Below are 18,411 nucleotides of genomic sequence, written 5' to 3'. Positions count from 1 at the left end.
ACCTGACCAGCGCCGCAGAGCTCATCCACTCAGTCGAGCAGCAGTGCGGGCTCCTCGAGCACCGAGGCGACGTCGGCAACGAATCGTGAGATCACATCGCCGTCGACGATGCGGTGATCGAACGATCCGCCGACGGTGGTCACCATGCGGGGGCGCACCTCTCCGTCGACCACCCACGGCTTCTGACGGATCGTGCCCATCGCCATGATGCCGCACTCACCGGGGTTGAGGATCGGCGTGCCGAAGTCCATGCCGAAGACGCCGATGTTGGTGATGGTGATGGTGCCTCGTGCCATGTCGCTCGGCTGCGTCCGCCCGTCGCGAGCGGTGATGGTCAGCTGCTCGATCGCACGCGCGAGGTCGAGCAGGCTGAGGTCTTGCGCGTCCTTGATGTTCGGCACGACGAGCCCGCGCGGCGTGGCCGCGGCGATCCCGAGGTTCACGAAGTTGTGACGAATGATCTCGGTGTCGGTGAAGGTGGCGTTCACCTCTGGGCTCCGGCGCACAGCCCAGAGCATCGCCTTCGCGAAGATCAGCAGCGGCGACACCTTGACGCCAGCGAAATCGGTCGAGCTCTTGAGCCGCTTCACGAACTCCATCGTGCGAGTGGCGTCGACGTCGGTGAACACGCTCACGTGCGGCGCCTCGAACGCGCTCGTCACCATCGCCTGCGCGGTCATCTTGCGAATGCCCTTGAGCGGGATGCGCTCCTCGCGCGCTTCCGCGACCTCCGGGGTCGACAGATTGCGGAAGAGACTGGCCTGCGACGCCTGACGAACCACATCGTCGCGCAGCACCTCCCCGGCGATCCCCGAACCGATGATCTGCGTCATATCGACGCCCAGGTCTTTCGCGAGTTTGCGGATCGGCGGTTTCGCGATCACCGGCGACGAGTCGGCGACGGGGATCACGGCGTGCGAGCCCTGCTGGGGCGTGCGCGTCGCACCCGCCTGCGCGGCGGCGGCGTCCGCCGATCCCTCGCTCACAGCTGCGCTCCGCACCAGCGGTTCTCCCCCGCGACGACGGCGCGACTTCACTGCGCCGCCGGTGCCGTAGCCGACGAGTACCGCTCCGGCCTCGCCGTTCTCGTGCGCCACACTCGCCGCGGTGTCGGCGACCACGTCGCGCGTCTCCTCGGTATCGACGGGGGCGGCAGTGGCCTGGGGATCCGCGGCGACGTAGTGCTGCCCACCGGCGGCCGGCGCGCCGTCGGCGTCCGCAGCATCGACGGTCACGCGCAGGATCGGCTGCCCGACCGGCACCGTGACGCCGACCTCGACGAGCACCTCAGACACGACCCCCGTGAACGGGGACGGCAGCTCGACGAGCGACTTCGCGGTCTCGATCTCGCAGATCACCTGGTTCAGCGCGACCGTATCGCCGGCCGCGACGTGCCACGTGACGATCTCGGCCTCGGTGAGCCCCTCGCCGACGTCGGGGAGTGGGAACGTCATCTCGCTCATGGAATCTCCTGCTGTCAGTTCGGGGGTCAGTAGTGCATCGTGCGGTCGACGGCTTCGAGCACCCGGTCCGCATCGGGGAGGAAGAGCGGTTCGATCGCCGCCGCGGGGAACGGGACGTCGTAGCCCGAGACGCGCAGCACTGGCGCCTGCAGCGAGTAGAAGGCGCGCTCGGCGACCGTCGCCGCGATTTCGCTGCCAACGCTCGCGTTGCCCGAGGCCTCCTGCGCCACGACGAGGCGACCCGTCTTGCGCACGGAGGCGAGCACGGGCTCGTAGTCGATGGGCGAAACGGTGCGCAGATCGATCACCTCGAGACTCGTGCCCTCCGACTGGGCGATCTCCGCGGCCTGCAGCAACGTCCTCACCATCGCGCCGAACCCGACGACCGTGCAGTCGGTGCCGGTGCGGGCCACGCGACTCTGGTGCAGACCGGAGGCGGGCGCACCGGGATCGACCTCGCCCTTGTGCCAGTACTTGGCCTTCGGCTCGAAGAAGAGCACCGGGTCATCGGAGGCGATCGCCTGCTGAATCATCCAGTAGGCGTCGTTCGCGGTCGACGGGGCCACGACGCGCAGGCCGGCGGTGTGCGCGAAGTACGCCTCCGGGCTCTCCTCGTGATGCTCGATCGAGTTGATGTGCCCGCCGTATGGCACACGGATCACGATGGGCATGTTGACGGTGCCGTCGTGCCGGGCGCGGATCTTCGCGAGCTGCGTGGTGATCTGGTTGAACGCGGGGAAGATGAATCCGTCGAACTGGATCTCGACCACGGGGCGGTACCCGCGCAGTGCCAGACCGATCGCGCTGCCGACGATGCCCGCTTCGGCGAGCGGCGTATCGAGCACGCGCGCTGAGCCGAAGTCGGCCTGCAGTCTGTCGGTGACGCGGAACACGCCCCCGAGCGGGCCGATGTCTTCGCCCATCAGCAGCACACGGTCGTTCTCGACCATCGCGGCGCGCAGCCCCTCGTTGATCGCCTTCGCGATCGGCAGGGTGGTGCGCTCCGTCAGCGTCTGCACCTCGGTCATTCGGCGCCCCCCTCGAACGACGATTCGTATTCGGCGAACCACGCGCGCTGCTCGTCGATGCGCGGATGCGGCTCGGCGTACACGTGGGCGAACATCGACTCCGGGTGCGGCGCGGGCAGGGTCAGAATCTGGTCGCGAACGGCCTTCGCCTGCTGGTCCGCGGTCTCGGCGACCTCGGCGAAGAACGCGTCATCCACTCCGAGCCCCCGCAGGTACGCCTCGAGGCGTGCGATCGGGTCGCGCAACTGCCACGACTCGAGCTCGCCCTCGGGGCGGTAGCGCGTGGGGTCGTCGGCGGTCGTGTGCGCGCCGATGCGGTACGTGAGCGCTTCAATGTACCCGGGTCCCGCGCCCTCGCGCGCGAGGCGCATGAAGCGCCGACCCACCGCGTAGGCTGCGAGCGGATCGTTCCCGTCGATCTGCACCGCGCGCAGACCGAAGCCGAGTGCGCGACGGTAGAGCGGCGTGCGCGACTGACGCGCCACCGGTACCGAGATCGCCCAGCCGTTGTTCTGCACGACGAACACCTCCGGCGTCTGGTAGCTCGCCGCGAAGATCATCGCCTCGTTGGGATCGCCCTGGCTGGAGGTGCCGTCGCCGTAGAAGACCATGGTCGCCTCGCCCGTTGGGGTGCCCGCCTCGCCCGCGTCGAGCGTCGTGCTGCCCGAGCGGCGCTTCGCGTCGAGCACCTGCGCGAGGGCGTGCCCGGTCGCGTGCTGCGTCTGCGAGCCGAGCACCAGGGTGTAGAGGTGCACGTTGCCGTTGGCCGGATCCGTGATGTCCCATCCGCCGTGCGTCACCCCGCGGAACTGCGCGGCGATGGAGAGTAGGTCGACGCCGCGCACCTGCGCGACGAGGTGCTCGCGGTAGGCGGGGAACACGTGATCCTGGGGCTCGGTGGCGCGCACGAGGCCGACCTGGCAGCCCTCCTGGCCGACGCTCGGCACCCAGAGTGCGAGCTGGCCCTGCCGTTGCAGGTGCGTGCACTCAGTGTCGAAGGCACGGGTGGACACCATGTCCCGGTACCACTGCTTGAAGTCGTCCACGCCGATGCCCTCGAGCTCGGCGGCGTACTCGGCTGCGGTGCCGGACGGCGCGTACCCGCCCTCCGCGTCCAAGAAGCGGATCGGCTCGGGATCGTCGCTGCGCAGCAGGCGCTCTGTGATCTGTTCGCTCATCTCGATTCAGTGTAATGAGTGCTGCTGCACCGGGCGGGATATACCGTCGATGTCATGCCGGGGCGCCTACCGCTGCGCGAGATGCTGCCGCACGATGTCGATGACGACCGGAACGCTCTCCGGTTCTCCGACCGAGACTCGCACGCCGACTCCCGCGAACGGGCGCACGAGCGTCCCGGCCTCTGAGAAGTCTGCGGCGAGCGCGAGCGCATCGGCGACTCCCCCGGGCACCTGACCCGTCTCGGGAATCCAGACGAAGTTCGCCTGCGCCTGCGGAATCGCGAGGCCCAGCTCGCGCAGCGCAGCGGCGAGCGCATCGCGTCGCTCGGCGAGTGCCGCCACGCGCTCGGCGTGCGCGGCTCGTGCCGCGGGGGTGAGCGAGGCTCGCGCAGCGCTTTCCGCGATTCCGGTGACCGAGAGCGGAATCGCCACGCTGGCCGCCGCAGCGAAGATCGCGGGATCGCCCACGCCGTACCCGATCCGGAGGCCGGCGAGGCCGTAGGCCTTCGAGAAGGTGCGCAGGACGACGAGGTTCGGGTGCTGCCGCAGCACCTCCTCGCCGCGCACCGCCTCGGGGTCGGTGACGAATTCGCGGTACGCCTCGTCGAGCACGACGAGGGTGTCGGCCGGCACTCGCGTCATGAACCGGTCGAAGTCGGCGCGGCGGATCGCGGGCCCGGTCGGGTTGTTCGGCGAGCACAGCAGCACGACTCGGGTGCGCTCGGTGATCGCGTCGGCCATCGCGTCGAGGTCGTGCTCGGCGGTGGGGGTCAGCGGCACACGGCTCGCAACGGCGCCCGAGGCGAGGCCGAGCGACGGGTACGCCTCGAAGCTCGGCCACGCGTGCAGGTACTCGTCGCCCGCGGCGGCGGCGGCGTGCACGAGCTGGAAGAGGATCGCGACAGAGCCCGCAGCCAGGTGCACGTGCGTTCCGTCGACGCCGAACTCCGCGCCGATCGTCTCTCGGAGCTCTGGCATCGCCACGGCGGCGTACCGGTTGATGTCGGAGCGCTGCGCGATCGCATCGAGCACACCGGGGAGCGGCTCGAACGGGTTCTCGTTGCTCGAGAGCTTGTAGCCCGGCTTCGTGGGCGTTGCGCCCTGGCGGTACGCCGGGACGGCGAGCACGTCCGCACGGAAACGGACGGGGGGCACGACGTTGTCACTCATGACAAGTGAGTCTAGTGACCAGGCCAGCATGTACTCGTTGAGCGCCCCCGGCGGTGCTCGATCGCTCTCTCGCGATGCACGCATCGGGTGAGAGAATGAAGCATGCGCACGATCCTCCGAGTCCTCGTCAACGCCTTCGCCCTCTGGCTCACCACGCTCATCGTCGGCGGCAGCGGCGACCACGGCGTCTGGATCGTGCCGATCAACACCGAGAGCTCGGGGTATCTCCTCACGCTCGTACTGGTCGCGCTCGTCTTCGGCCTCGTCAACGCGACGCTCGGCAAGGTCGTGCGTTTCGTCTCGATCCCCCTCTACATCCTCACGCTCGGCCTGTTCGGCCTGATCGTGAACGGCGTGCTCCTCGCCGTCGTCGCCTGGCTCTCCGATCTCGCCGGGTTCGGCCTGCGACTCGACGGGTTCTGGTGGGGCGTGCTCGCTGCACTGGTGCTGTCGATCCTCTCCGGAATCCTGAACGGACTGCTCGGGACCTCCCGCAAGAAGGATCGCTGAGCCCCGCCCCCGCGGGCGGCAACGGACCGGTGCGGCGCCCGGCGTGGGAGAATGGACGACGGACCGCGATCCCGAACTCCGAGAGGCTCACATGACCCCGCTCCCCACGCAGCCCATCAGCCCCCTCGACGGACGCTACCGCGCTGCGGTCGCCGAACTCGGCAACACCCTCTCCGAGGCGGGCCTCAACAAGGCGCGCGTGCACGTGGAGGTCGAGTGGCTCGTGTACCTCACGGAGCACTCGTTGCTCGGAGGCACCCCGATCGATCCCGAGCAGGTCGTCGCACTGCGCGCCTGGGCCGCCGAGTTCGGCCAGGCCGAGATCGACGAGCTCGCCGAGACCGAGCGCGTCACGCAGCACGACGTGAAGGCCGTCGAGTACCTCGTCCGCGCCCGGCTCGAGTCGCAGGGGCTCGGCCGCCTCGCCGAGCTGACGCACGTGTGCTGCACGAGCGAGGACATCAACAACCTCTCCTATGCGCTCACCGTGAAGCAGGCGATCGCCGATGTGTGGCGGCCGCGCTTCGAGACGGTCATCGCGGAGATCGCGCGCCAGGCCGAGCTGTACCGCGAGCTCCCCATGATGAGCCGCACCCATGGTCAGCCCGCCACCCCGACGACGCTCGGCAAGGAGCTCGCGGTCTTCGTGCACCGTCTGGAGCGTCAGCTCAACCAGATCGACGATGTCGAGTACCTCGGCAAGTTCTCGGGCGCGACCGGCACCTTCGCCGCTCACCTCGCCGCGGATCCCGAGACCGACTGGGCGCAGGTATCGCAGGAGTTCGTCGAGGGGCTCGGGCTCGATTGGAACCCGCTCACGACGCAGATCGAGTCGCACGACTGGCAGGCCGAGCTGTACACGCGCATCGCCCACGCCAACCGCATTCTGCACAATCTCGCGACGGATATCTGGAGCTACATCTCCATCGGCTACTTCCGCCAGATTCCGGTCGCCGGGGCGACGGGCTCGTCGACCATGCCGCACAAGGTGAACCCGATCCGCTTCGAGAACGCCGAGGCGAACCTCGAGCTCTCCAATGCGATCCTCGATTCGCTCGCCGCGACGCTCGTGACGAGCCGCTGGCAGCGCGACCTCACCGATTCTTCGGCGCAGCGCAACATCGGCGTCGGGCTCGGCCACTCGGTGCTCGCCCTCGACAACATCGTCAAGGGGCTCGGTCAGATCGACGCGGCGCCCGAGGTGCTCGCCGCCGATCTCGACGCCAACTGGGAGGTGCTCGGAGAAGCGATTCAGACCGTGATCCGCGCAGAGGTGACCGCTGGTCGGTCGACGATCAGCGATCCGTACGCGGCACTCAAGGAGCTCACGCGCGGCCGTCGCATCGGGCAGGCCGACCTCATCGGGTTCGTGGAAGGGCTCGAGATCGGCGATGCCGCGAAGCAGCGGTTGCTCGCGCTCACCCCGTCGACCTACATCGGCGACGCGGTGCGGCTCGTCGACTTCCTGCAGCGCTGAATCGGGGCCGCCGGAGCGCAGGATCGGCGGACGGCCCGGGAACGCACGGCCGCCCGCCGCGATCCCTCTGCACGGCCCGCCTCCCGCTGATTACGATGTGACTATGAGTTCAGAGCAGAACGTCGCACCGCCGGCGCACGGTGGAGCACCGACTCGCCGGCGCTTCTCGGTGACGACAGCGCTCGATCACTTCTTCTTCGTCTATGCGGGGGTCGCAGCGGTCTGGCTCGCCTGGCTCATCTTCACCGAGAGCTTCCACATCGGCTGGTTCGGCATCTTGTTCGGGGTGATCTTCTGGGCGACGCTGGCGTACCTCGCGCTGCCCCGCCTCCACCGCATTCTCACGACGATCTATGTGCCCGACTACTTCATCGGACGCACGAGAACGAGTGACGGCCTGCTCGGCGATCCCGTCAACCTCGCGGTTCGAGGCGGGGAGGCGGAGCTGCGCCGCGCACTCGAACGGGCCGGCTGGATCCCCGCCGACGCCGTCACCCTCTCCTCCTCGTGGCGGATCATCACGTCGACCGTCACGCGGCGCAGCTACGACCGCGCGCCCGTGAGCCCGCTCATGCTCTTCTCGCGCGTGCAGGACTTCGCGTACCAGCAGGAGGTCGCCGGGAATCCCGCCAAGCGGCATCACGTGCGGTTCTGGCGCACCCCCGACGGTTGGCTGCTCCCGGGCGGGGCGCGCGTGGACTGGCTCGCCGCGGGGACCTTCGATCGCGCCGTCGGGCTCTCACTGTTCACGCTGCAGGTCACGCACAAGATCGACGCCGATACGGACGTGGAGCGAGATCACATCATCGCTTCCGTTCGTGCATCGAACCCGGCGGTGGGGCTCGAGACCCTGCGCGACTTCGCCACCGGCTACCACTCGAGGAATGGGGGCGGCGACAGCATCCGCACCGATGGCGACCTGCCGATCCTCGAAGTCGGGTACCCCGAGCAGTACTCGGCGACCTCGTGATGCGCGATCCCGGCAAGCGCGCCGCCTCTGAGACGGTGAGCGCGCTCGCGAGCCCGTCCGCTCCGGCCCCGGTCTCCGCTCCCCGTCCGGCGTCGCTCACCGGCGGCGCCCTGCTGGTGCTGCTGCGCTGCGTCGGCGGCATCGTCTGGGTCGTCAGCGTCTTCGCCCAGTGGCCGTCGATCCAGCAGGACCTCGAACTCGACGGCGTCGCGCCCGCTGTTGCGCTCGGCGTGCTCGCCGCGTTCGAGGCGGTCTGGCTCGGCGCCCTCGCCCTCTTCGCGTGGCTGCTCTGGCGCGGCAGCAATCGTGCGCGAATGCTCGCGATGGGGTGGGCGGCCGTGAGCGTCACGGCTTCCGCAGTGAGCTACTTCGCCGCGGGCGCGGAGATCACCGTGCGGACGACGCTGCTGACGGTGTCGCTCGACATCCTGCTCATGCTCGCGCTCTCCAGCCGAGATGCGCGTGCCTGGACGCTCGGGCGACGCGACGCTCGCAGGGAGCGGCGTCGCTCCCGACACCGCACGAGCCCCTCGGCGTGAACCGGCGGATCAGTGCCAGTTGGGCTTGTCGTCCGGCCGCTGCAGGTCTTTCCGAGCGTCGATGTCTTCCTGACTCGGCTTGCCGCCCAGCCCGACGAGTGCCACCATCATGATCGAGACGATGAAGCCGATGCCCAGGAATACAGCTGCAAGGATCAGATCCCGTGTCGCCATCAGCACCACCAGTCCGGCGAACAGCCCGAGCACCACGGAGAAACCGATGAGCTCGAGCGGCTTCAGGCGGTCACGGCGCGACGGCGTCACGGGTTCCTGATTGGCGGGCTCGGGGGGCTGAGTCATGTCTGCTTTCCGGAGAATCGTGGTCGGTTATCGGTCGCCGGCGATGGCATCTCGAGACGCGCGCTCCTGGCGCGTGTCGAACGCGGAAATGCCGAGGAACACTCCAGCGAGCACGGCGTAAGCGCCGAGGAACCCGAGTACTGCGACCTGATCGTTGCGTACCAGCACGACGAGTAGGGCGAGGAGCATGCCGGTCGCGCCGAGGAAGATGGCGTCCTGCCGGCTTCCGGGGCGCACGGTGGTCCCGAGGAATTCGAGGATCGCGCTGACGACGGCCCACCCTGCGACGACCATCGCGAACGCGATGGCGGAGCCGGTGAACGCGAGGCCGACCGCGAGCGCGCACGAGGCGATGCCGAGCAGGAGCGGCAACGGATCGCCGCCGGCGGGCCGTCGTGACCACCACTCCACCAGGTGCGCGATGCCGATGGCGCCGATGGTGAGTGCGGCCATGCCACGGTCGAACGCGAGCTGCTCGTGCAGGGGCGCGGAGAAGGCGATTGCGATGCCTGAGATCAGGAGCACTGCGACTCGCACCAGCTTCACTGTGCGCGAGACGGGGGTTTCGGGAGTCGTCGATCCCGCAGTCGTCGAAACTACAGCAGGCATGACACCCCTTTCTCGGTCACGGTCCAGTCTACCCCGGCCTCGCTGGAGAGAATCCCGGCACCGCACGGCGCCGGATCGGTGCCGAGGCGCACGGCAGCGGTCGAGACCGAGGACTCGGCCGTCAGGAGTATCAGACCTGCGGCATGTCCTGGAAGCGGGAGTAGTGGCCCTGGAACGCGACGGTGACGGTGCCGGTCGGCCCGTTGCGCTGCTTGGCGAGGATGAAGTCGGCCTCGCCCGCGCGCGGGCTGTCGCGGTCTCCGACGGCCTCGCGGTGGAGGAGGATCACCATGTCGGCGTCCTGCTCCAGCGAACCCGACTCACGAAGGTCGCTGATGGCCGGCATCTTGTCGGCGCGCTGCTCTGAGGCACGGTTCAGCTGCGAGAGCGCGATCACGGGCACGTCGAGCTCCTTCGACAGGAGCTTGAGCGCCCGCGAGAACTCGGACACCTCCTGCTGACGGCTCTCCGATTTCTTCCCGCTGGAGAGCAGCTGCAGGTAGTCGATGACGACCATTCGCAGTCCGTGCTGCTGCTTCAACCGCCGACACTTCGCGCGGATCTCGACCAGGGTCAGGTTCGGGCTGTCGTCGATGTACAGGGGCGCCTCCGCCACCCGCGCCTGGGTCGCAGCGAGCTTCTGGAAATCGCGGTTGTCGAGCGCCCCTTTGCGCAGCGTCTGCATCGGAATGCTCGCCTCCGCGGCGAGCAGTCGCATGGCGATCTCGGCCCGCCCCATCTCGAGCGAGAAGAAGACTGTCGGCGCGTTGGCGTGCACCGATGCGTTCCGGGCGACGTCCATCGCGAGCGTCGACTTGCCCATCGCCGGTCGCGCGGCGATGATGATCATCTGCCCGCCGGCGAACCCGTTGGTCATGGCGTCCAGTTCGCTGAAGCCCGTCGGCACGCCGAGCATGCCGCCGGTGGCGCTGTTCGCCTTGTTGATCTCCTCGAGCGCCGCGTCGACGGCGAGGTGCAGCGGAACGTAGTCCTCTCCCTGACTCTCCCCCGTGACGCCGTAGATCTCCGACTGCGCCACGTTGACGAGATCGATCGCCTCGCCCTCGCCCGCATATCCCATCTGGACGATGCGGGTGCCGGCCTCCACCAGGCGCCTGAGCAGCGCCTTCTCCGCCACGATCTCGGCGTAGAAGCTCGCATTCGCGGCTGTCGGCACGATGCTCGTGAGCGTGTGCAGGTACTCCGCGCCGCCCGCGCGCTGGAGCTCGCCGCTCTTCGTCAACTCGTCGGTGACGGTGATCACATCGGTCGGCTCACCGCGCGAGTAGAGCGACAGCACCGCCTCGTAGATCACCTCGTGCTTCGGCACGTAGAGGTCGGGGCCCTTCAGCAGCCCCGTCACGTCCGCGACGGCGTCCTTGGAGAGCAGCATGCCGCCGAGCGCGCTCTGCTCTGCCAGCAGGTCGTACGGGGGCGTCCGCTCATGCCCCCGGGAATCGTCGTTGACGAACGGATCCGAAATGCCCAGGTGTGCGATTGACACGTGCAGACTTCCTCTCACAGCGATGGACTCGGTTACTGATCGATCAGACACCAGACCCCGGACATTCACGGTATGGCCCGCGCGGCTCCGATCAAAACAGCAGGATCAACAGGTGCACCAACCCTGTGGATAACTCGGTGAATAACTCACCGCGTCGCCCCACATCTTGTCCACACGCCTGGGGAGAACCTGTGGAGAGCTTGTGGAGCGAAAGAAGTTTGTAGCCTTTGATCGGGTGTTTTAGATATCCACAGGCAGAAAGTTATTCAAGTTTCAGGTACACGTTGAGGCTTCGTGAAACGCCCGACATGTGGAGAACTTGCGGTCGCGAGCCCCGGATTGATAGCGGTTCCGTGGCCCGAATCCCGTCGGGCGTTCACGACCTGTTCAACGAGCCGCCTCCCGGCGGACGGCGGCGCATTCGCGGCCGCCGTCGCCCGTCCGACGCCGCATACGGGAGCGCACACACGAACGGCGGGACGCCGACCCGGAGACCCGGGTCGGCGTCCCGCCGTCGCAAGTGCGCGGTGCTTATCGCTGCGCGATGACCTGCAGCGTCACCTTGGCGTCGACACCCTCGTGGAGGTGCACGATCGCCTGGTACTCACCCGTGGTCTTGATCGCGGGGAGCGTGATCTTGCGCTTGTCGATCTCGCCGATGCCGGCCTCGGAGACCGCAGCCGCCACAGCGGCCGGCTTCACGGAGCCGAAGAGACGTCCACCGTTGCCGGTCTTCGTCAGGAGGCGGATCTTGCCCTCCTGCAGCTTGGCCTTGAGTGCCTGAGCGTCTTCCACCGATGCGAGTGCGCGAGCCTCGCGTGCGGCGCGGAGCTGCGCAACCTGAGCCTCGCCACCGCGAGTCCAGTGCACCGCGTAGCCCTGGGGCACGAGGTAGTTGCGAGCGAAACCGGTCTTGACGTCGACGACGTCACCGGCTGAACCGAGGCCCTGGACCTCGTTCGTGAGGATTACCTTTGACATTTGCTCTACTCCTTACCGGCCGGAACCGGCGTAGGGGAGGAGAGCCATCTCGCGGGCGTTCTTCACGGCCTTCGCGATGAGTCGCTGCTCCTGAACGGACACACCGGTGATACGACGGGCGCGGATCTTTCCGCGCTCGGAGATGAACTTGCGGAGCGTTGCGACATCCTTGTAGTCGATGACGCCGACGGTCTGCTTCTTCGCGGGTGCGAGGGTCTTGGCGTTCTTACCGCGACCCGGCTTGCGGGCTGTGCCGCTGGACTTGCCTGCCATAATTGGTCTCTTTTCGTGATGCGTTCCGGCTGAGCCGGATCAAGAAGTTTAGAAGGGTTGCTCGTCGTCGAAACCGCCGCCGAAGCCGCCGCCCGACTCGCCCTGACCCGAATTGGTCCAGGGGTTGTCCTGCTGCTGCTGCTGCGGAGCTGCGGCTTGACCCCAGCTGCTCTGCCCTGCCGGCTGATTTCCACCGGCACTGCCGCCGCCGAAGCCGCCGACCTGACCACGTGCCTGGCCGCGCGCGACCTGAGCCGTGGCGAACCGGAGCGAGGGCCCGACCTCTTCGACCTCGAGGTCGAGAGAGGTGCGCTGCTGCCCCTGGTTGTCGGTGTAGCTGCGCTGGGTGAGACGGCCCTGCACGATGACGCGCATGCCCTTGGTGAGCGATGCCGCGATATTATCGGCGTACTCGCCGTATGCGCGGCATCCGAGCCACAACGGTTCGCCGTCCGACCAGTCGCCCGACTGGCGGTCGCGCACGCGAGGGGTCGAGGCGATCCGGAAGGTCACCCACGACTTTCCCGCCTGGCTGACGCGCGGCTCCGGGTCGGCAACGAGGTTACCGACGACTGTGATCAGCGGCTCACCGGCCATGAGCTACGCGCCGACCTTCGCGGCTGCGCGAGCGGCCTTGGCCTGGTCGCGCTTCGTCTGAGCTGCGCGCTGGGCGATGAGCTCGTCGGAGCGCAGCACCTTGGTGCGGAGCACGGCCTCGGAGAGACCCAGCTGACGATCGAGCTCAGCGGTGGCTTCGTGCGTCGCGGTGAAGTTCACCACGACGTAGATGCCTTCGGACTGCTTCTTGATCTCGTAGGCCAGACGACGCTTGCCCCAGATATCGGTGTTCTCGATTTCGCCGCCCGCATTGCGGATGACGCCGAGGAACTTCTCGATGCTGGGGGCCACGGTGCGCTCGTCGATACCCGGATCGAGGATCACCATCAGTTCGTACGGATGCATTATTGACCCACCTCCTTCGGACTTCACGGCCACAGGATTTCTGTGACAGGAGGGTGTTGATACATCGTGCCTCCGCGCAGCACAGAGTGCACTGAACGCAGACAACTTCAGAAGCTTAGCACCTTCGGCTCTCAGCGTCACGCCGCGGTCGACGTCGGCGCGATCCCGAAGTACTGCATCGTGTAGTCGTACCACGGGCCGACCATGACGACCGGCCTCCACCCGGTGTCGGTTCCACGACGGCGAGCCGCGTGCGAACCGATGCAGACGTACGCCACGCGGTCGACTCGCGACTCGTAGACGTGCACGTAGAGGTCGCCGAGGTTGTGCCACTGCGGCATCCCGAGCTGCTGCAGTGCGGCGAGTCGGCCTGAACGGAACTGCTGATAGACCCACTCGTTCCCGGCATCGTTCGAGTTCCACGTGCGCTCGAACACGCGTCTCACGGGGGCGCCCGTGAGACGTCGGAGCGAATCGGCGCTGCGATTGAACCACAGGCGGTGCCGGATCATGTAGGCACCCCCGATGCTCAGTGCGAGCACGAAGAGCAATCCGAAGGGGAGGAGGGCCAGCGTGAGCGCGCGGCTCGCGCCGACCATCGTCGAGCAGTCGGCACCGGGCGCGCACGTCACCTCTGACGCGGAAGCGGCGCGGAGGACGACGCCGACGACGATCGTCCCGAGCACGACGAAGCCGATGGACCAGGAGAGGTGGAACGCCGTTCTGCTCTGCCTGACATCGGGCAGCGTCAGCATCTGCTCGACCGGATCGAGATACCGGCTCATCACGGGCTCCGGGAGTCAGCGCGCGGCGGACGACGATCCGTGCGCCTCCGGCGCCGGTGTCAACCGCCGGAATGCTTCGACCGTGCCGATGGGCTCGCGCTGACCGCCGACGTGCACGATCTCGTCGCCGTCGACGGTGAGCTGCGTGGCGTACCCCCGCAGCGCGGCGACCTTGCGGGGGAGCCAGGGGGAGACGTCGTGCACTTCCACCGCCTCGCTCGCAGGCGCCGCCGGGTCGGTCTCGCTCGCGAACACATCGGAGACGATCGCCCAGAAGGGCACGTCGAGCGCGTGCGCGACGGCGCGCGCGAGTCGATGGGCCAGCACGTGATCGGGGTGGCCGTACCCGCCGCCGTCGTCATAGCTCACCACTGCCTGCGCATTCGACTGGTAGGCGGCGGCGAGCAGATCGTTCAGCGCCTCGACCGCAGGAGCCGACGTCAGCGCATCCGGACTCGCGTCGCGCGCGGCGGTCGCCCGGCCATCGGCACCCCACTCCATGCCGGAATCCTCGTAGATGACGGGGGGATAGCCGTCGGCGCGGGCGGGCTCGACTCCGAGAAACGCATGGCGATCCACGCCGAGCATGCCGAGCGCCGTTCTGAGTTCGTTCTGCCGCGCCACCGCCAGTCCGTGCGCTGCCACGAGTGCCTCCAGCGGACCGGCGACGACCTCGCCCTGCTCTCCGCGGGTGAGCGTCACGAGGAGCGGCTCCCGCCCCGCCTCGGCGAGCGCGGCGAGGGTTCCTCCGGTCGCGATGGTCTCGTCGTCGGGATGCGCGTGCACGAACAGCACGCGCGCTCGCCCGTCGAACCAGCTCGTCGGTGCACCCTCACTCACGTCACGGTCTCCCATTCACTCGCCACCCTGTTCTGCATACCATGCCCTGAGGCGCGCTTCAGCCGCCTCCGGGCCGATCGGTCCCTCATCGAGACGCAACTCGAGGAGATAGCGGTACGCCCGCCCGACGACAGGCCCCGGCGGGACGTCGAGGATCGCCATGATCTCCTCTCCGTCGAGTTCCGGCCGCACCGCCGCCAGCTCCTCCGCCTCCGCGAGCTCGGCGATCCGACGCTCGATGTCGTCGTACGCGTGGTCCAGCCGCTCCGCCTTGCGGCGGTTGCGCGTCGTCACATCGGCTCTGGTGAGGATGTGGAGCCGCTCGAGCTCATCTCCGGCATCGCGCACGTAGCGCCGCACCGCCGAATCCGTCCACGGCTGATCGCTGTATCCGAAGAAGCGCAGATGCAGCTCGACGAGTCTCGCCACGCGCTTCACGGTGTCGTTGTCGAATCGCAGCTCGCGCAATCGCTTCTTCACGAGCTTGGCCCCGACGACATCGTGGTGGTGGAAGGTCACACCCCCGCGTTCGAAGCGGCGCGTAGCCGGTTTGCCGACATCGTGCAGCAGCGAGGCGATGCGCAGCACGAGGTCTGGCGCCGCGGCCGCGTCGTCTTCTCCATCGCTCGCGCGCCGCTCGTGCTCGAGCTCGATCGCCTGCCGCAGCACCGTGAGACTGTGCTCGTAGACGTCCTTGTGCCGCCCGTGGTCGTCCTGCGTCGCGATGAGCGCCGTGAGCTCCGGCAGGAATCGCTCTGCAAGCCCCGTCTCGACCAGCAACCGAATGCCCGGAATCGGGTCGCGCGCGGAGAGGAGTTTCACGAATTCGTCGCGGATCCGCTCGGCGGAGATGATGTCGAGGCGTTCGGCGAGCTCCTCCATCGAATCCCGTGTCTCCGACGTGACCTCGAATCCCAGTTGCGCAGAGAAGCGCGCCGCGCGCAGCATGCGCAGCGGGTCGTCGGTGAACGACTCCTCAGGGGCGCCCGGCGTGCGGATCTTCCTCGCGAGCAGATCCTCGAGCCCGCCCGAGACGTCGACGAGCCGCAGGTCGGGGAGCATCAGTGCCAGGGCGTTGATCGTGAAATCGCGGCGCACGAGATCGCCCTCGATGGTCTTGCCGAAGCGCACCTCGGGCTTCCGCGAGTCATCGCGGTAGGTCTCGGCGCGGTAGGTGGTGATCTCGACGGTCTCACCGTGCACGCGCGCAGCGATCGTCCCGAAATCGCGACCGACGTCCCAGACGTTCGTCGAAACGGCGTCGAGCACCGCGCGCGTCTCATCGGGATGCGCCGACGTGGTGAAATCGAGGTCTGTCACGGCGCGGCCGAGCAGCGCGTCTCGCACCGGACCCCCCACGAGGGCGAATTCGTGGCCCCGATCGGCGAACGCCGTGGCGAGAACCGCGACCGGCGCTGAGTCGGCGATCGCGCGCAGAGCGTCCATGGATGCAGCGAGGGAGGGCATCCCTCTAGGGTACCCGGGTCGTCGTGAGGGATCCGGTCCCTAGACTTGACGCCATGCTCTCCGTACTCCGCCTGCACGTGCGCGCGTTCGGGCCGCGGACGCTCGCCGTCGCCGCACTGGTCGGCGCGCTGCTCGGGACGTCCGGCACGGCGACCGCAGCGACGACGGCGAGCGGTCCCGGTTCGCCGCGCACCGCAGTCGAGCACGTGTCGGGCACCCGCGCCGAGGCGACCTCGGACAAAGGCGCCGACCGTGCTGCAGGGGTCGACCTCGTCGTCTCGCCGCGAGAGCCGGTGATCGCAGCCGGCGACGGCGAGGTGCAGTTCGGGCTGCTGATCCGGAATTCGACCACCGCCGAACTCCCGGCCGGTACCGTCACGCTCGTCCTCGACGCTGATCGCCTGACCGACCTCGGAGACCTCGACGAGCCGATGCCCGCTTCGGCGACCCGCTTCGCAGAGGCGACAGTGGAGGCGACCGCGCCCGGTTCCGAGCAGACCGCGACAGTCACGGTCTCCCGCAGCGACCTGCCGATCGGCGCCGCGGCAGAGGCAGGGGCGTACCGCGTGGGGGCGACGTTGCAGTTCGCCGAAGACTCCGACCAGGGCTTCGCGGCGTTCGGCGCAGAGCCCGGCGAGGACGACTCGGCGGTCAGTCCCACCGTGTCGACCGCGACGCCGGTGATCTGGAGGGGAGCCGGGACGGACACCGTGCCGATGAGCGTCATCGTGCCGTTCGTGCTGCCCTCCGACATTCGCACGCTGCCCACGCGCGGTCAGCTCGAGGAGCTCGCGCCCATCTGGGACCGGCTGCTGACGGCGGCGCGCGCCCACGACGCGACGCTCGCAATCGACCCCCGACTCATCGCAGGCATTCGCGCCTACGGCGACGAGGCGCCGCGGAATGCTCAGTTGCTGCTCAGCCGCCTCGAGACGACTCCGCTCCCGTCGTTCCTCCTCCAGTTCGCCGACGCCGACCCCTCGGTGCAGGCGGCGCTCGGCTTCACGACGCTGCTGGAGCCCACGAACCTCGATTTCGTGAGCCGATTCGGCAGCTTCTCGGATACCCCCGACGCGACGGGTCCGGGCGCCGAGGAGAACGGTACCGCTGGGAGTGACGAAGGCGCCGACGCTCCCGACGCTCCCGACACCGACGGGGAAGCCGGATCAGCAGAACTGCCCCTTCCCACGCTCAGCGAGCTGCTCGACTGGCCGCAGCAGGAGACCGCTCACGTTTGGCCGGCCGAGGGCCGCGCCGATCCCGCTCTGCTCCCGCTGCTCGACCAGGAGGGAGTCGACTCCCTCGTGCTGAGCTCGGACGGAGCGGATCTCGACGGCGGGCCTCGCGCTCGCCTCGGGAGCGACAGCGTCACGGTCACGGATGCGGCACTCGACCGGGCGGCGCGCACGGCGCTGCACGCCGAGACCGAGACGGAGCGATCCGGGGGAGTGGCCCGCCTGGCGGCCGAGCTCGTCGTCGACGCCCAGGGCGGATCGGACGGGGTCGTACTGGCCCTCGATCGCGGAGCGACCGGTGACGCCTCCGAACCCGCCGCGCTGCTCGAACAACTCGAGGCGTTCGCGTGGACGACTCCGACGGCGATCGCCGACCAGCGCACGGGGACGGTCGAACTCCGCCCATCCGGCCCCTCTCAAGACCGACTCGAACTCCTGCGCTCGGCTTCGAATCGAGAGGGATCGGTGAACGAACTCGGTGCGGTGCTCACCCACCCCGAGTACCTCAGCGGGTACCAGCGCACGCGATTGCTGCAGCTCTTCTCGACGCCCTACGCCGCCGATGCCGACGGCTTCGCCCAGGTCGCCGCCGACTTCCGCAAACGCGACGCCGAATTGCTCAGCGGAGTGCAGGCGATCAGCACCGAGCACATCCAGCTCGTCGGCAGCTCTTCGCGGGTGCCGGTGCAGCTGCGGAACGCGCTTCCCTTCGATGCGGTGGTGACCGTCGACGTCGACCCCGCGTCCGCCGCGCTCTCGGTCCCGGAGCGCCGCTTCCGCGAGGTGGTCGTGCCCGCGGAGACCAGCGAACGTGTACTCGTACCGGTGAGCAGCCGTGTCTCCTCCGGCGAATCAGGCCTCGTCGTCAGCGTCTCGGCGGCCGACGGCAGCCCGACGGTGTTCACGGGTACGCTGCCGATCACGATCCGCAGCAGTATCGAGACGATCATCTTCTGGGCGCTGGGCGGGCTCGCGGTCATGCTGCTCGTCTTCGGCATCGTGCGCAGCGTGCGTCGCCGCCGGGGCCGGAGCGCACCGGCAACCGGGCCGGACGGCGACGGCGACGACATCGTCCCCGCGATGTAGGCGCCCTCAGGAGCCCAGGAATACTGCGCGCCT

General features: G+C 68.5%; 19 protein-coding genes. 5 read left to right on the top strand and 14 right to left on the bottom strand.

What is annotated here, in order from left to right; all coding sequences use genetic code 11:
* Positions 1 to 29: 29 nt before the first annotated feature.
* From JSQ98_RS10840 to JSQ98_RS10825, 4 genes are all read right to left on the bottom strand, one after another.
* Entirely contained in the window at positions 30 to 1,463 is a 1,434-nt protein-coding gene (locus JSQ98_RS10840) for a dihydrolipoamide acetyltransferase family protein (protein WP_211649672.1), read from the bottom strand.
* A 26-nt stretch (positions 1,464 to 1,489) separates the two neighbouring features.
* Positions 1,490 to 2,491, bottom strand: coding sequence for an alpha-ketoacid dehydrogenase subunit beta (locus JSQ98_RS10835; protein WP_211649671.1), 1,002 nt, complete (start codon positions 2,489 to 2,491; stop codon positions 1,490 to 1,492).
* Complete coding sequence (locus JSQ98_RS10830; RefSeq protein ID WP_211649670.1) at positions 2,488 to 3,669, bottom strand: thiamine pyrophosphate-dependent enzyme; 1,182 nt, start codon at positions 3,667 to 3,669, stop codon at positions 2,488 to 2,490. Before JSQ98_RS10830 ends, JSQ98_RS10835 begins: the two co-directional genes overlap by 4 nt.
* 66 nt (positions 3,670 to 3,735) lie before the next feature.
* Positions 3,736 to 4,839, bottom strand: coding sequence for a histidinol-phosphate transaminase (locus tag JSQ98_RS10825; protein WP_211649669.1), 1,104 nt, complete (start codon positions 4,837 to 4,839; stop codon positions 3,736 to 3,738).
* 102 nt (positions 4,840 to 4,941) lie between these two features.
* Here JSQ98_RS10825 and JSQ98_RS10820 point away from each other — a divergent pair, with 102 nt between their 5' ends.
* From JSQ98_RS10820 to JSQ98_RS10805, 4 genes are all read left to right on the top strand, one after another.
* Complete coding sequence (locus JSQ98_RS10820; RefSeq protein ID WP_200330749.1) at positions 4,942 to 5,349, top strand: phage holin family protein; 408 nt, start codon at positions 4,942 to 4,944, stop codon at positions 5,347 to 5,349.
* Between the two features lie 91 nt (positions 5,350 to 5,440).
* Positions 5,441 to 6,826 (top strand): adenylosuccinate lyase, encoded by a 1,386-nt coding sequence (gene purB, locus JSQ98_RS10815; RefSeq protein WP_211649667.1) that lies wholly within the window; start codon positions 5,441 to 5,443, stop codon positions 6,824 to 6,826.
* Between the two features lie 103 nt (positions 6,827 to 6,929).
* Positions 6,930 to 7,796 (top strand): LssY C-terminal domain-containing protein, encoded by an 867-nt coding sequence (locus JSQ98_RS10810; protein ID WP_211649665.1) that lies wholly within the window; start codon positions 6,930 to 6,932, stop codon positions 7,794 to 7,796.
* Positions 7,793 to 8,335 (top strand): hypothetical protein, encoded by a 543-nt coding sequence (locus JSQ98_RS10805; RefSeq protein ID WP_200330753.1) that lies wholly within the window; start codon positions 7,793 to 7,795, stop codon positions 8,333 to 8,335. The genes JSQ98_RS10810 and JSQ98_RS10805 overlap by 4 nt, the downstream gene beginning before the upstream one ends.
* A gap of 9 nt (positions 8,336 to 8,344) precedes the next feature.
* Here JSQ98_RS10805 and JSQ98_RS10800 read toward each other — a convergent pair whose 3' ends face one another.
* From JSQ98_RS10800 to JSQ98_RS10755, 10 genes are all read right to left on the bottom strand, one after another.
* Positions 8,345 to 8,635: a hypothetical protein gene (locus JSQ98_RS10800; RefSeq protein ID WP_090145817.1), complete on the bottom strand. Its 291-nt coding sequence runs from the start codon at positions 8,633 to 8,635 to the stop codon at positions 8,345 to 8,347.
* A gap of 27 nt (positions 8,636 to 8,662) precedes the next feature.
* A complete protein-coding gene (locus JSQ98_RS10795; protein WP_211649663.1) occupies positions 8,663 to 9,244 on the bottom strand; it encodes a hypothetical protein in 582 nt (193 codons plus the stop codon).
* 130 nt (positions 9,245 to 9,374) lie between these two features.
* The gene (gene dnaB / locus JSQ98_RS10790; protein ID WP_090145812.1) at positions 9,375 to 10,748 is read right to left on the bottom strand and encodes a replicative DNA helicase; all 1,374 of its coding nucleotides are present in this window, start codon (positions 10,746 to 10,748) and stop codon (positions 9,375 to 9,377) included.
* Positions 10,749 to 11,279: 531 nt separating this feature from the next.
* Entirely contained in the window at positions 11,280 to 11,729 is a 450-nt protein-coding gene (gene rplI / locus JSQ98_RS10785; RefSeq protein WP_090145809.1) for a 50S ribosomal protein L9, read from the bottom strand.
* Positions 11,730 to 11,741: 12 nt separating this feature from the next.
* Positions 11,742 to 12,002, bottom strand: a complete 261-nt coding sequence (gene rpsR / locus JSQ98_RS10780; protein WP_010155628.1) for a 30S ribosomal protein S18 — start codon at positions 12,000 to 12,002, stop codon at positions 11,742 to 11,744.
* Between the two features lie 48 nt (positions 12,003 to 12,050).
* Entirely contained in the window at positions 12,051 to 12,599 is a 549-nt protein-coding gene (gene ssb, locus JSQ98_RS10775) for a single-stranded DNA-binding protein (protein ID WP_211649661.1), read from the bottom strand.
* Positions 12,600 to 12,602: 3 nt separating this feature from the next.
* Positions 12,603 to 12,965, bottom strand: coding sequence for a 30S ribosomal protein S6 (rpsF, locus tag JSQ98_RS10770; protein ID WP_090145806.1), 363 nt, complete (start codon positions 12,963 to 12,965; stop codon positions 12,603 to 12,605).
* 137 nt (positions 12,966 to 13,102) lie between these two features.
* Positions 13,103 to 13,750 (bottom strand): hypothetical protein, encoded by a 648-nt coding sequence (locus JSQ98_RS10765; RefSeq protein ID WP_211649659.1) that lies wholly within the window; start codon positions 13,748 to 13,750, stop codon positions 13,103 to 13,105.
* Between the two features lie 15 nt (positions 13,751 to 13,765).
* Positions 13,766 to 14,590 (bottom strand): PIG-L deacetylase family protein, encoded by an 825-nt coding sequence (locus tag JSQ98_RS10760; protein WP_346728779.1) that lies wholly within the window; start codon positions 14,588 to 14,590, stop codon positions 13,766 to 13,768.
* 15 nt (positions 14,591 to 14,605) lie between these two features.
* Positions 14,606 to 16,057 (bottom strand): CCA tRNA nucleotidyltransferase, encoded by a 1,452-nt coding sequence (locus JSQ98_RS10755; RefSeq protein WP_211649654.1) that lies wholly within the window; start codon positions 16,055 to 16,057, stop codon positions 14,606 to 14,608.
* A gap of 53 nt (positions 16,058 to 16,110) precedes the next feature.
* Between JSQ98_RS10755 and JSQ98_RS10750 the strand changes: the two genes are divergently transcribed.
* Complete coding sequence (locus tag JSQ98_RS10750; RefSeq protein ID WP_211649653.1) at positions 16,111 to 18,378, top strand: DUF6049 family protein; 2,268 nt, start codon at positions 16,111 to 16,113, stop codon at positions 18,376 to 18,378.
* Positions 18,379 to 18,411: the final 33 nt, after the last annotated feature.

Source organism: Leucobacter manosquensis (assembly GCF_018304845.1).
In the GTDB taxonomy this organism is placed as follows: domain Bacteria; phylum Actinomycetota; class Actinomycetes; order Actinomycetales; family Microbacteriaceae; genus Leucobacter; species Leucobacter alluvii.
The sequence above is the reverse complement of the archived record's forward strand: the minus strand, read 5'-3'. Positions and strand labels throughout refer to the sequence as shown.

Coding starts and splice junctions, on each gene's coding strand:
- purB (WP_211649667.1), top strand. CDS start 5,441: ATGACCCCGCTCCCCACGCAGCCCATCAGCCCCCTCGACGGACGCTAC.
- JSQ98_RS10755 (WP_211649654.1), bottom strand. CDS start 16,057: ATGCCCTCCCTCGCTGCATCCATGGACGCTCTGCGCGCGATCGCCGAC.
- JSQ98_RS10795 (WP_211649663.1), bottom strand. CDS start 9,244: ATGCCTGCTGTAGTTTCGACGACTGCGGGATCGACGACTCCCGAAACC.
- rpsF (WP_090145806.1), bottom strand. CDS start 12,965: ATGCATCCGTACGAACTGATGGTGATCCTCGATCCGGGTATCGACGAG.
- JSQ98_RS10830 (WP_211649670.1), bottom strand. CDS start 3,669: ATGAGCGAACAGATCACAGAGCGCCTGCTGCGCAGCGACGATCCCGAG.
- JSQ98_RS10750 (WP_211649653.1), top strand. CDS start 16,111: ATGCTCTCCGTACTCCGCCTGCACGTGCGCGCGTTCGGGCCGCGGACG.
- rpsR (WP_010155628.1), bottom strand. CDS start 12,002: ATGGCAGGCAAGTCCAGCGGCACAGCCCGCAAGCCGGGTCGCGGTAAG.
- JSQ98_RS10835 (WP_211649671.1), bottom strand. CDS start 2,491: ATGACCGAGGTGCAGACGCTGACGGAGCGCACCACCCTGCCGATCGCG.
- JSQ98_RS10810 (WP_211649665.1), top strand. CDS start 6,930: ATGAGTTCAGAGCAGAACGTCGCACCGCCGGCGCACGGTGGAGCACCG.
- JSQ98_RS10840 (WP_211649672.1), bottom strand. CDS start 1,463: ATGAGCGAGATGACGTTCCCACTCCCCGACGTCGGCGAGGGGCTCACC.
- rplI (WP_090145809.1), bottom strand. CDS start 11,729: ATGTCAAAGGTAATCCTCACGAACGAGGTCCAGGGCCTCGGTTCAGCC.
- ssb (WP_211649661.1), bottom strand. CDS start 12,599: ATGGCCGGTGAGCCGCTGATCACAGTCGTCGGTAACCTCGTTGCCGAC.
- JSQ98_RS10765 (WP_211649659.1), bottom strand. CDS start 13,750: ATGAGCCGGTATCTCGATCCGGTCGAGCAGATGCTGACGCTGCCCGAT.
- JSQ98_RS10820 (WP_200330749.1), top strand. CDS start 4,942: ATGCGCACGATCCTCCGAGTCCTCGTCAACGCCTTCGCCCTCTGGCTC.
- JSQ98_RS10825 (WP_211649669.1), bottom strand. CDS start 4,839: ATGAGTGACAACGTCGTGCCCCCCGTCCGTTTCCGTGCGGACGTGCTC.
- JSQ98_RS10800 (WP_090145817.1), bottom strand. CDS start 8,635: ATGACTCAGCCCCCCGAGCCCGCCAATCAGGAACCCGTGACGCCGTCG.